Source organism: Microcoleus sp. N3A4 (assembly GCF_036701805.1).
Taxonomy (GTDB): Bacteria; Cyanobacteriota; Cyanobacteriia; order Cyanobacteriales; family Microcoleaceae; genus Microcoleus.
The window spans coordinates 82,618-94,524 of the sequence record NZ_JAUBRJ010000001.1 but is presented as its reverse complement, the minus strand read 5'-3'; the positions used below and the strand labels follow the sequence as shown (position 1 = coordinate 94,524).

The 11,907-nt window shown below is 46.3% G+C and carries 9 protein-coding genes; 6 read left to right on the top strand and 3 right to left on the bottom strand.

Annotated elements, in window-relative coordinates:
• Nucleotides 1-362 precede the first annotated feature (362 nt).
• On the bottom strand, nucleotides 363-506 hold the full coding sequence (locus QUA56_RS00485) for a hypothetical protein (protein ID WP_333351867.1): 144 nt from the start codon (nucleotides 504-506) through the stop codon (nucleotides 363-365).
• Between the two features lie 144 nt (nucleotides 507-650).
• Between QUA56_RS00485 and QUA56_RS00480 the strand changes: the two genes are divergently transcribed.
• From QUA56_RS00480 to gmk, 4 genes are all read left to right on the top strand, one after another.
• A complete protein-coding gene (locus tag QUA56_RS00480; RefSeq protein ID WP_333351866.1) occupies nucleotides 651-1,487 on the top strand; it encodes a hypothetical protein in 837 nt (278 codons plus the stop codon).
• Nucleotides 1,488-1,859: 372 nt separating this feature from the next.
• Nucleotides 1,860-3,962, top strand: coding sequence for a M3 family metallopeptidase (locus QUA56_RS00475; RefSeq protein WP_333351864.1), 2,103 nt, complete (start codon nucleotides 1,860-1,862; stop codon nucleotides 3,960-3,962).
• Nucleotides 3,963-4,922: 960 nt separating this feature from the next.
• Nucleotides 4,923-5,189 (top strand): extracellular matrix/biofilm regulator RemA, encoded by a 267-nt coding sequence (gene remA / locus QUA56_RS00470; protein WP_333351863.1) that lies wholly within the window; start codon nucleotides 4,923-4,925, stop codon nucleotides 5,187-5,189.
• Nucleotides 5,190-5,267: 78 nt separating this feature from the next.
• Nucleotides 5,268-5,822, top strand: coding sequence for a guanylate kinase (gene gmk / locus QUA56_RS00465; RefSeq protein WP_333351861.1), 555 nt, complete (start codon nucleotides 5,268-5,270; stop codon nucleotides 5,820-5,822).
• A gap of 93 nt (nucleotides 5,823-5,915) precedes the next feature.
• Here the strand turns inward: gmk and QUA56_RS00460 are convergent, their stop codons facing one another.
• On the bottom strand, nucleotides 5,916-6,653 hold the full coding sequence (locus tag QUA56_RS00460; protein ID WP_333351859.1) for a hypothetical protein: 738 nt from the start codon (nucleotides 6,651-6,653) through the stop codon (nucleotides 5,916-5,918).
• Between the two features lie 105 nt (nucleotides 6,654-6,758).
• Here QUA56_RS00460 and xseA point away from each other — a divergent pair, with 105 nt between their 5' ends.
• Nucleotides 6,759-7,928: an exodeoxyribonuclease VII large subunit gene (gene xseA / locus QUA56_RS00455; RefSeq protein WP_333351858.1), complete on the top strand. Its 1,170-nt coding sequence runs from the start codon at nucleotides 6,759-6,761 to the stop codon at nucleotides 7,926-7,928.
• Entirely contained in the window at nucleotides 7,925-8,152 is a 228-nt protein-coding gene (gene xseB / locus QUA56_RS00450) for an exodeoxyribonuclease VII small subunit (RefSeq protein ID WP_015176394.1), read from the top strand. Before xseA ends, xseB begins: the two co-directional genes overlap by 4 nt.
• Before the next feature lie 262 nt (nucleotides 8,153-8,414).
• Here the strand turns inward: xseB and QUA56_RS00445 are convergent, their stop codons facing one another.
• Entirely contained in the window at nucleotides 8,415-11,870 is a 3,456-nt protein-coding gene (locus tag QUA56_RS00445) for a CHAT domain-containing tetratricopeptide repeat protein (RefSeq protein ID WP_333351856.1), read from the bottom strand.
• Nucleotides 11,871-11,907 lie beyond the last annotated feature (37 nt).

Sequence of the window (11,907 nt, the reverse complement as noted above, 5' to 3'; positions counted from 1 at the left end):
CTGTGGCTGCGACGAAATATTTTCGCAAAAAACCCGGTTTCTGGGCCCCGTGCTAAGTCCTAATTTTAATAAAATTTTGCATAGAGAGCAGAAATAAAATTCACGCTTAAAAAGCCTACTCCTAGTACGAGAATGATAAAGATGGCGATACTGAAAATAGACTTTAGCCGATCGGCAATTCCTGGTTTTTCTGAGTTCATCGGTCAATTTTTGCAGTAAATTTTATCCGGGCAATTGAGAAACTGTAAATTATACCAATGCGCGCACAAAAAAGCAACTCCAGACAAGCTCCAAACGACGATCGCCCTCAGTAGGTCGCATTTTTTTAATTTTTAATCTAAAATCTAAAATCTAAAATAGTCTTAGGCATTGTTCGGTTGGGCCGGGAAGCTATTGTCGATCGCCCGAACCCGATCGCGCCCGCGTCCTGTAAAATAGAGAGCGCGTTGGGGCGAACCTTTTAACAGCCGGAATTGGGCGCGATCGCCGTCAGATCCCAAATACATAATAATTTGTCAGTCATCCTTAGTTTACTGACAAAGGTAAAAATAGAAGAGTTTCAGGAAATAATCTAAAACATATAACTGAAAAAAGGATAGAAATCGATGCTCCACCCAGTCTCGCAACCTTACCAACAACGAGAAAATACTATGACTCAAAGAGCCGTGCGGAAGCCAAAACCCTCTGTTGGAAACCACTTGAGGCCAATTTTTCCTCAAAGGCACTGGCTGGAGCTGGCAGAATACGCCTCTCTGGCGGCCTCTGGTGTGGGTTCCCTGGCGGTGGCTGTGTCGGGTCAAGCTTTTTATGGGGTGGCTCCCCTAACTTTGGCTTTGTCGCTGAATGTTGCTAACCGGTATCGGTTCGAGCAGCAAGTGCGGGTGCATCAAAATTCGGAAATGGCTCAAGTGCAAAAGTCTGTAAATAAGGTCGAAAAAACGGCGGTGACGGTAATTGTTAAATTACGCAAGCAGTTGTCAGGAGATATTGCAGCGCTGCGCCAGCAAATGGCTGCACTGCCTAGGGCAGAAGGCTTTGAGGAGTCGATCGACATCCAGCGGCAGTTGCTGAGTTTGGGAGAGTCGGTAGCTTCTTTGCAAGAAATCGTAGCGTCTGCTGTGCTCGATGTCCGCCAGCAGGTGAGCGAACAACTGCAAGATTTTCGAGAAGGCCAACCGGCGAATCTCGAAGCTGTGGAACAGGCTATAGAGCAACTGCAAAGCGCCACGCAAGGCTTGGCAGAAACTTCTCTCACGCGAGACGACTGGGAAGCAGTAAATACTCGATTTTTGGAAATCCAGAAAGTCATGGCAAATCTGCAAAGCCAACTGCAAGCTCCCGCGCACGAATCGACTGCGGATTTGTCGATCGTCCAAGCTCAAATCCACCGTTTGGAACACGAGCAGCAAGAAGTTGTCAAACCTCACCTCAAGCGCTTAATCTCGGTTGTCAAAGAGTTGCAGCACACGCAAGAGAATAGTCAGTAGTCAGCAGTCAGTAGTCAGTAGTCAGTAGTCAGTAGTCAGTAGTCATTAGTCATCAGTCATCAGTCATCAGTCATCAGTCAGAAGGAATACTTTTTCCATCGGACACTGAGACACTATCCGACTCTCTGACAAGCGAATTGCAAAGGTGGTACCCGCCACGCGATCGAACCGTGGAGTCAATCGAAAGCATCTCAAATCTAAAATCCTCAAGCCCCCGAATTTATCCGTGGGGTCAATCCAAAATCTCAAATCTCAAATCTAAAATCGAATGACTCTCGCCCGATCGAACCCAAATTTTTCGACAATTGTGTTACAAAATGAAAAGCTAATCTGCTTAGTTCACCTGTCTTCAACCTGTTACAAGAAAATTAAATGACTGCAACCGTAACTATTGCTGATAACCCGTTACTAATCGGTCAAGGACTGCCTCCATTTGACGCGATCGAAGCGGAGCACGTAATCCCCGCTGTTACCCAACTGCTGACCGAATTAGAAGCCTCGCTAGCTACCTTAGAATCGTCTGTAGAGCCGACTTGGAGCGGCTTAGTAGAACCGTTGCAGCGGCTCGGAGAACGTTTAAATTGGAGCTGGAGCATTGTCGGACATTTGATGGGCGTGAAAAATAGCCCGGAACTGCGATCGGCTCACGAAACAGTGCAGCCGGAAGTAGTAAAATTTTGGAGCAAGCTCAGTCAAAGCAAACCGCTTTATGAAGCTTTTAAAGCACTGCGGGCAAGCGAAAATTGGGACAGCTTAGAGTCAGCTCAAAAGCGAATTGTCGAAGCCGCTCTCCGAGACGCCCAACTCTCCGGCGTCGGTTTAGAAGGCGAGCAAAAAGAGCGTTTTAATGCCATTCAATTAGAATTAGCCGAAATTACTACCCAATTTTCCAATCACGTCCTCGACGCTACCAAAGCTTTCAGCATCACCCTCACAAACAAAGACGAAATTGACGGTTTGCCGCCGAGTTTGTTGAGTTTAGCAGCTCAAGCCGCTCGCAGCGCGGGCGAAGAAAATGCGGATGCCGAAAACGGCCCTTGGCGGATCACTTTAGACTTTCCGAGTTACGGCCCTTTCATGCAGCACAGCACCCGCCGCGACTTGCGCGAAAAGTTGTACAAAGCTTTTATCGGCAGAGCCAGTAGCGGAGAATTGAATAACTGGCCGTTGACCGATCGCATTTTAGCTTTGCGCCACGAAAAAGCTGCTTTGCTCGGGTTTAGCAGTTATGCCGAATTGAGCTTGGCGAGCAAAATGGCTCCCGACGTTGCAGCAGTGGAAGCTTTGTTAGAAGAATTGCGCTTAGCTAGTTACAGTGCGGCTGTCAAAGATTTAGAAGAATTGAAAGCTTTTGCTGCCGAAAAAGGCGCGCCGGAAGCTGGGGATTTGAAGCACTGGGATATCGGTTTTTGGTCGGAACGGCGCAGGGAAGAAAAATTTGCTTTTAGTGCCGAAGAATTGCGCCCTTACTTTGCTTTGCCGCAGGTATTAGAGGGGTTATTTCGATTAGTAAATCGGCTGTTCGGCGTGACAGTAACTGCGGCAGACGGTCAAACTCCTGTGTGGCACGAAGATGTGCGCTATTTCCAAATAGATGATGAAGCAGGAAATACGATCGCCAATTTCTATTTAGACCCCTACAGCCGCCCCGAGGAAAAGCGCGGCGGTGCTTGGATGGATGAGTGCGTGGTGCGCGCTAAATTTGTGGAAGCGTCCAAGACAACCACGCGGTTGCCGGTGGCTTATTTGGTGTGCAACCAAAGTCCTCCTGTTGACGGTAAACCGAGTTTAATGACTTTTTTGGAAGTAGAAACTTTGTTTCACGAATTCGGTCACGGTTTGCAGCATATGCTGACAACGGTAGACTATCCGGGGGCCTCGGGCATCAATAATGTTGAGTGGGATGCGGTGGAATTGCCCAGTCAATTTATGGAAAATTGGTGTTACGATCGCGCTACTTTGTTCGGGATGGCAAAGCATTACCAAACTGGGGAAACTTTGCCGGAACACTACTACCAAAAACTGCTAGCAGCGCGCCACTACATGAGCGGCACCGCCATGCTCAGGCAAGTACATTTTAGCAGCGTTGACATCGAATTGCACCACCGCTACCGATCGGGCGGCAGCGAAACTGTGGCCGATGTCCGCAACCGCATCGCTAAAACTACGACTGTTTTGTCTCCTCTAAAAGAAGACGCATTTTTGTGCGCTTTCGGACACATTTTTGCGGGCGGCTACGCGGCGGGATATTACAGTTACAAATGGGCGGAAGTGCTCAGCGCTGATGCTTTTGCGGCGTTTGAGGAAGCGGGTTTGGAAGATGAAAGTGCGATCGCCTCTACAGGCAAGCGCTTCCGAGATACAGTGTTAGGATTGGGCGGCAGTTTGCACCCGATGGAAGTGTTTAAAACTTTCCGGGGACGCGAACCGAGCACTAAAGCTTTGTTGAGGCACAGCGGTTTAGTTGCGGCTTAATTAAGTGTGGAATAACTCGGGATTAATCTGGGTGAATTTATCTGCATTAATCCCGGTTTTTTGTTGAACAAGATTTACGCATATCCTGTATGCGTAGGGTGCGGTGTGCATGGAGTCTTACCGCTATACAGCCAATTCCAGGTTTATAAATTACACCCCAGATCGTTCGATATCCCTAGGGACACGGCACTGCCGTGTCCCTACACTTCATAAACCTGGAATCCGCTATAATTCATGCGTAAAATCACTTTTTGCGTAACTTTTATTGGTATAAAATTGATAATTGGATCGACACTTTTTTTATTGGTATTAATAAGACTTGCATTCCTCACTACAAACCAATTTTATTGTAGAACATGATGCCAGAAACCTCTGTAGTTTGGCACATCATCCCCAATCTTTTTTAGGACTAAGGCCAACTGTCACAAATTGGTATTAAATTTTAGGTATGTAGTTGCGCTTCAGCGCTCTTAGTTTAGGAAAGAGCGCTGAAGCGCAACTACATACCTTTGTGCCACTTGGCCTTAGTCCTATTTTTGTGGAAAATCGGGCATAAAGTGCGATCGCCAGCAGCTTTTAGTTTAGGTTGAAGGCTCATCAAAGCAGCATTTGCGAATATTTGTTGTCATTTAACACTGATTATACTTAACTTTCCCTCTCCCTGAAATTAGCTTTATATTTCTCAACATTGATCGGCTGTTTGATCGATACAGCTAATGCTTTTATTGGCAACGAAAAATCTAGGCTTTTACCGAATCTTTAATATAGAGCGGCAACAGCGGTAGTTTTTTAAAGTTTTGATAAAGAGCGGGGGACTCGGCGTCCAAAATGTAAAAAAAATCAAGTATTAACTAAAAAACTTAGTTGGGATTAATTTTAGGATTGTCAGAAAAAATCTTTGTATATATGATAAAAAGTAAGGATTGATAGTTAGTCGTTCACCCATAGATTAAGATTTTCATGGATATTCAATTAATTAATATCGGTTTTGGTAACATTGTGTCTGCTAATCGAGTGATTGCGATTGTCAGTCCCGAGTCAGCGCCAATTAAGCGGATTATTACTGATGCGCGGGATCGGGGACAACTGGTTGACGCGACTTACGGCCGCCGCACGAGAGCGGTAATTATTACAGATTCGAGTCATGTCATCCTCTCGGCGATTCAGCCGGAAACGGTTGCTAATCGTTTTGCGATCGGCAAAGACGGTCAAGGTCGGGATGATTGAGGTTTGTCAGTTGCAATTTGAGCGTTTACAGTCTAAAGTAAGCGGAAACTTAAATTGTTACACGTTTCTATTCTAAAAATGAAATCTGGTAAATTAATTGTTCTGACGGGGCCTAGCGGTGTGGGGAAAGGCACCCTAGTACGATCGCTCCTCAATCGCCATCCCGAATTGTATCTTTCGGTATCGGTGACAACTCGATCGCCCCGTGAGGGAGAAATTGAGGGAAAGCATTACTATTTTGTCAGCCGCAGCCGCTTTCAACAAATGGTTGAGGCTGGAGAATTTGCCGAATCGGCCGAGTTTGCCGGTAATTTTTACGGTACTCCTTATTTGGGTCTCAAACAAGGAATCGGTGAGGGAAAATCGGTAATCCTGGAACTTGAGCTGGAAGGGGCGAGGCAAATTAGGAATAAGTTTCCAGAGGCGCTGCGAATTTTTATTTTACCTCCTTCTTGGGATGAGTTGGAACGGCGCTTGCGGAGTCGGGGTCAAGATTCCGAAAGTGCGATCGCCCGTCGGTTGCTGCGGGCTAAAGAGGAAATTGAAGCTGCGGGGGAATTTGATTTTCAGGTTGTCAACGATGATTTAGAAGTTGCTTTGAAAAAGCTAGAATCAATACTTAATTTGGAGTAATTTTTAGGTTAGTTATTTGTTATTTGTTATTTGTGGGGAGCGCAACTAATAATCAATGCCCCATCCCTCCGCTTCGCTCCGCCCAATTCCCAATTACCGATTCCCTATTACCCATTTTTCAGTCCGGGCTAAAACTTCGGTACTGTGTTTGATAGCAATACAAACTTTGAAATTCAATTCTAGAGTGTTGGACGCAGGCGAAAATTTCCTGATCGGTTCAATTTCGCGAGCAGAACAGCCCAACATTTCCATATAAGCTAGCGTCCAACCAATAGCTGCAATGTCGCTGATATTGCCCGTACCTTCACACAGGTGACAGCTAATTTCACCTTGCGGGCCGCACTCAGGACAAACCCAATTGCCGAGCGATGAATGTGCTTCATTTGTGCGAGCATTAGATGCAGTTTTTAAGGCTTTAATGTGATTTTGAACTACTTGTTCAAAACTTCGAGCTTGCTTGATGCCCTGGATGGATTTGTTGTGCGATCGCCCGATTTCTTCTGTTGGTTGTGGAAACGAAGCAAGAGATGCTGTTTGGTTCTCCCTGGTTACTCTAGATTCGCCTAGGTTCGCAGTTAGCTGAATACCATAGTCTTTCGACTCCGCAGTCTGAGATTGGTTGAGTGCGCTGGAGGAATCGGGTTCGGAAGTTGTGAAGGATGGTTCTATTCGATCGGCAAAATCTTGCATTGAGAGGTGATGTTCGATCGCCAAAGACCAAGTTCTTTTATGCCGGAGGTCGCCATATTTTCTAGCTTCGGCCTCAGTAATGCCCAGCGCCGCCGCCTCTTGGCGCAGCACATTCATCGAAGTCATTGTATCTGATATCATTAGTTTGTTTGCAGTTAATTTACGATCGCCAGATCGACCTACAAATAAATTACTTTAGATATAGTAGCCTAAATCTAAAATCTAAAATCTAAAATCTAAAATTGGATGACTTCAATTTTTCCCGATACAGCTTTATCTGTTGCCGGACTAACATCTTACCTGCAAGACTTGTTGGAGGGCGATCGCAACCTGCAATCAGTTTGGCTGACAGGCGAGGTGTCGAACGTTTCGCACCACCCCAGCGGCTGCTTTTTCACTCTGTGCGACACCGACAAAAGCGCTGCGATTCGCTGCGTGGTGTGGAATTCTCAGCGGCAAAAATTATTGAAGTTGCCCGCAAAAGGGGAACAGTTGCTGGTTTTGGGAAGCATCCGGGTTTACAAAAATCGCGGCGAGTACCAGTTGACTGTTGTGCAATCGCTGCCGGCTGGGGAAGGGTTGCAGGCTTTGCGGTTGCAGCAATTGCGATCGCGCTTGGATGCTGAGGGTTTCTTCGATCCCGCCAGAAAGCGCCCGATTCCCGCACACCCGCAAATTGTTGCCGTGGTGACATCCGATACTGGCGCTGCTTGGGGAGACATTCAGCGGACTCTAGCCCAAAGATATCCCGGTTTGCGGGTGTTGCTGTCGCCGACAGGAGTGCAGGGAGAATTGGCTGCTGCTGCCATTGCTAGGGCGATCGCCCGTGTAGAATTGGACGGTAGGGCCGATGTCATAATTTTAGGGCGGGGCGGCGGTTCTGCGGAAGATTTGGCTTGTTTTAATGATGAGAGAGTTGTCAGGGCGATCGCGAATTGTGCGATTCCAATTATTACAGGCATCGGACACGAAAGAGACGAATCTCTCGCCGATTTAGTAGCAGATAAACGAGCCCACACTCCCACTGCCGCGGCGGCTCAAGCTGTACCAATTTTAGCAGATATTTACTTTGAACACAAGCAGCGAATGGTCAATTTAGCAAACGCTGTGCGGGCAAGATTTCAGACAGAACAAGAGCATTTGCAACTGTTACAAAACCGATTAAAAGGTTTGCCTGCGACATCCCGAACTTTGCGGCAAGCAACTGGTAAACTGGAAGTATTGCAAGAAAAATTATCCGCATTAAATCCGGCTGCGGTATTGCAAAGGGGTTATGCGGCGGTAATCCAAAGTGACGGTACGATCGTCCGCACAACCGACGGTTTGGAATTGGGAGAGGAATTGACTGTGAGGTTGAGTCGGGGCGTGCTGAAAGTTAAGATTGTAGAAGTATTAGATGCAGAAGAAAAGTTATGATTGATTCGCAGTTGCGCCAGTCTGACTGGAATTATGAGGAAACGGTCGATCGCATTGAAGCGATTATCGATCGGGTGGAATCGGGAGAATTGCCTCTAGAGGAGGTTTTCGAGCAGTTTGCGGTGGCTGTGGAGTGTTTGCAGGAGTGCGAAAGCTTTTTGGCGCGGGGGAAGGAACAGATGGATTTGTCGATCGAGCTTTTGGCCGCGGAACCCGATTTTTAAGCGCAGGTGAACGGGAATTAGGGCGGATGAAATATGTTGATTTGTTATTGGATAATTTGTGCGATCGACTCATTGAGGAATGGAGGACACGGCAATGCCGTTTCCCTACCCCAAAACAATCAATCTTCCTCGCTTTTTATGTAACCATCGCCCGATCAATTGTAGGGACACGGCACTGCCGTGTCCTGACTGTGGGTTATATTAATTCCGATATCACCGGACATGATATAACGTGTTTGTTGAAACAATCAAACACCAGAAATCAATGCAAACCCTGACAAATAAACCCCGACCAATAAATCAAATCATCAAAAGGATTTGACATATTATAAAGATTTTTTGCCAAACTTTCATATCCTTTCTTCCGTTCCTGAATCTGATTTTCCTGCTTCGCTATTTCCTTCAACTTCTTATCCAACTCCTTAAACTCATCCGTCCCCTTATTGTAGGATTTCTGCCGCAATCTTAACTCCTTCCTTTCCTGTTGAACCGCAGCCAATTCCCCCTCTAAATCCCCAATAATTGTCTGAAGCAACGGATCGATTTGCGGCTGATAAAGCTGCTGCAACTCCGCCCCTGAAATTGTCCGCAACCGCACCTGTCCCCGCCGCAAAGCCTCTGGACGACTCAAACCTTGCCCGCGATACTCATAGTAAAAAATCGCAAACAAAGCCGTAGCAAAATCATCCACCGCCCACAAAGTGCTGACCACACTCCGCGCCCCCGCACACAAAAATCCCGTTCCCAAACTGAGCAGATTGTCGGTGATTTCCGTGGAACCTAAATGAGCTTCACAGAAGGCCAGAAACACCTCTAATAATTCCGGCAACCGCCAACCGGGAGTCATTAACTCTCCTAACGTGATACTGGTATCACCACCTAAACACAACCGCGATTCCAAAGAATTGTCCAAACGCGAGACAGCGTGGTGGCTGGAGTGGATGACATTCACATTTTGGGCTAGCTTTCGATAGGCGGCGACTGTTGCTTGTTGACTGCCTTGTAAGCGCTGGGTTACTGGCACGATATTGGCAATTTGTTCGCACTCGAAAGGAGTGAAATACAAGTCATCAGTTGCATTTTCTACAATCCCGTATTTCGGCGATTCGATGGCTGGACGTTGACGGCAATACTCCAAGATTCGGCAACTCGGAACATAACGAATTAGGAAATAATCGCTAAGAACCCCCCCCGGCCCCCCCTTGCTAAGGGGGGGAGAAAGAGCGGGTTCTTCCTCAACACCAAGGGCAGAATCTTGATTCTTAAGCCCCCCCTTACTAAGGGGGGGTTGGGGGGGTTCTACCGGCAAAGCCGCCAGCGGAATCTGATGCAAAAACAAATGCGGAATCACAATCAATTCCTCAATCCCCTCCAAACAATTACCAATCAACTCATCAACCTTCAACCGCTGCGACAACTGAGACAAAAACTCACCCATCCCCTGTTTCCAAGCTTTCCGATCCCCCAAATAAGGCGACAGCCAACTCTCGCGAATCCACTGCTGAAAATTCCCCCAACCCTCTCCATGACAAGTGTGAATCTGCGGCGCTTTATCCTTGTAAATCACAAAAACATGAGTGTCATCATCCGTCGTGTAAAAACAGAGAATCGCCGTCTGGGAATTATCAATCAACTGCTGCATCGCCGCAAACTGCATCGGATCTACTTGAACTTGTCCCGCTAAAACCGGATCTAAACTGCGGATGTTTTCCCAGATTCGCTGTTTCTGGGCTTCCAATTCTTGAATCTTGTCACTGTAAGCCTCAGTATGCGCCCGATTCCGCGACTGACTCCCCACACCAGCTAATCCCTTATTCCCCTCAGATGGATTGCGGAGTTGTTCGACTTCTGCGTCAATTTCCCGCTGCTTCGCTTCAAATTCCTGCAAATATTTTTGCACTTCCGGCGGGATTTCGCCGCTAGCATACAAGTCATTGCTGTGCATCAAATCGACTAACCGCTGAGCACGGGTTCTGTCGCAATATTCGATCGCTTTTTCCAGTTGGTTGTTGTTGACGGCAGCTTGAATTGCCTTTTCGTAAACGCCAATGGATTCTGCTAAAATCTGTTGGCGGATATCGTCGGAAGTTGCCCAACTTCTGCTGGTTTCCACTGCTTGAATTGCTTTCTCGAATCCTTCTAGGGCGATATCCCAGAAACCAGCAGTGAAAGCGGTATTGCCGAGGCCTCTACCCGATTCCAAGCAGTTTAAAGGGAAAGCAGTAGGAGTATAAATTTCTAAGGCTAAGCGGTAACAGGCGATCGCCCGTTCTATATTCTCGGCTCTGACTCCTTCTATTCTGTAACTATAGGCTTCCCCCAAATTGTTTTGAGTAGCTGCCCACTTTTCGGGATAATCCTTGCGGGTACGGACTTCTAATGTAGCAGTCAAACAGGCGATCGCCCGTTCTCTATTTTCTGTTATGACTCCTTCTATTCTGTAAATATAGGCAATCGCCAAATTGTTTTGAGTATCTGCCCATTGTTCGGGATAATTCTCGCGGGTACAGACTTCTAATGCAGTAGTAAAGCAGTCGATCGCCTGTTCTCTATTCTCGGCCCTGACTCCTGAAATTCTGTAAATATAGGCGTACCCAAAATGGTTTTGAATCATTGCCCACTCTTTGGGATAATTCTCGCGCTTGTAGACTTCTAATGCAGCAGTAAAACAGGCGATCCCCCATTCTATATTTTCTGCTCTGACTTCTTCTATTCTGTAAATATAGGCAATCGCCAAATTATTTTGAGTATCTGCCCATTGTTCGGGATAATTCTCGCGCTTGTAGACTTCTAATGCAGCAGTATAACACTCGATCGCCCCTTCTATATTCGCCGCCCTGACTCCTTCTATTCTGTCACTATAGGCAATCGCCAAATTGTTTTTAGTCTCTGCCCATTGTTCAGGATAATTCTCGCGCTTGTAGACTTCTAAGGCAGCAGTATAACACTCGATCTCCCGTTCTATATTCGCCGCCCTGACTCCTTCTATTCTGTCACTATAGGCAATCGCCAAATTCTTCTGAATCATTGCCCATTCTTCGGGATAATTCTCGCGCTTGTAGACTTCTAATGCAGCAGTATAACAAGCAATGCCTATTTCTAAATTCCACGATCGCGTTCCCAGGGTAAACTGATTAATTAAATTACCAAAATTGACAATAACTGCTGCACTAAATGTAGCTTCTTCTAAGGTAATTTCTGTGAATCTGGATGTTGCCCAAGCTTGTAAAAATTTAGCAAATTTCAAATCCAATTTATCGAAGTTTTGTTGTAAAATAGGATAGACAAGTTGAGGATTTAGGTCACTATCTGACCTTGTTTGCAACACCTCCGCCAAAAAAGATAAATACTCTTCAAGAGTTACTGTATAGCCGACATAATTTGCCAATTGTGCCGCCAGATTTTGCAACCAAGCTGCATTCGAGTTACCCTCTGCCGCCATCTGCTCCGCAACCGCTTCTATGATTCGCACAAAATCTGCATCAACTAACTCTCGATTGGCGTTAAGGATATCATTTTCTTCACCGTTATCGCACGCCAGCAGGGCTTGAATCAGTTGGAGATAGGCGTTCAAGCGTTGTTCGTCTATAGGAATGGCTCTCCTGGCTATCCGGTGATTGATATAGCTTATGTGTTTTGGCGTAAGAATTTCAGTGATTTCATTACCTATTTTGTGTACTTTTCGATAAAGTTTTAACCACAAATCCAAGAGACTCATAGGAATTTACCTTTAATGGTGTATGTATATATATCGC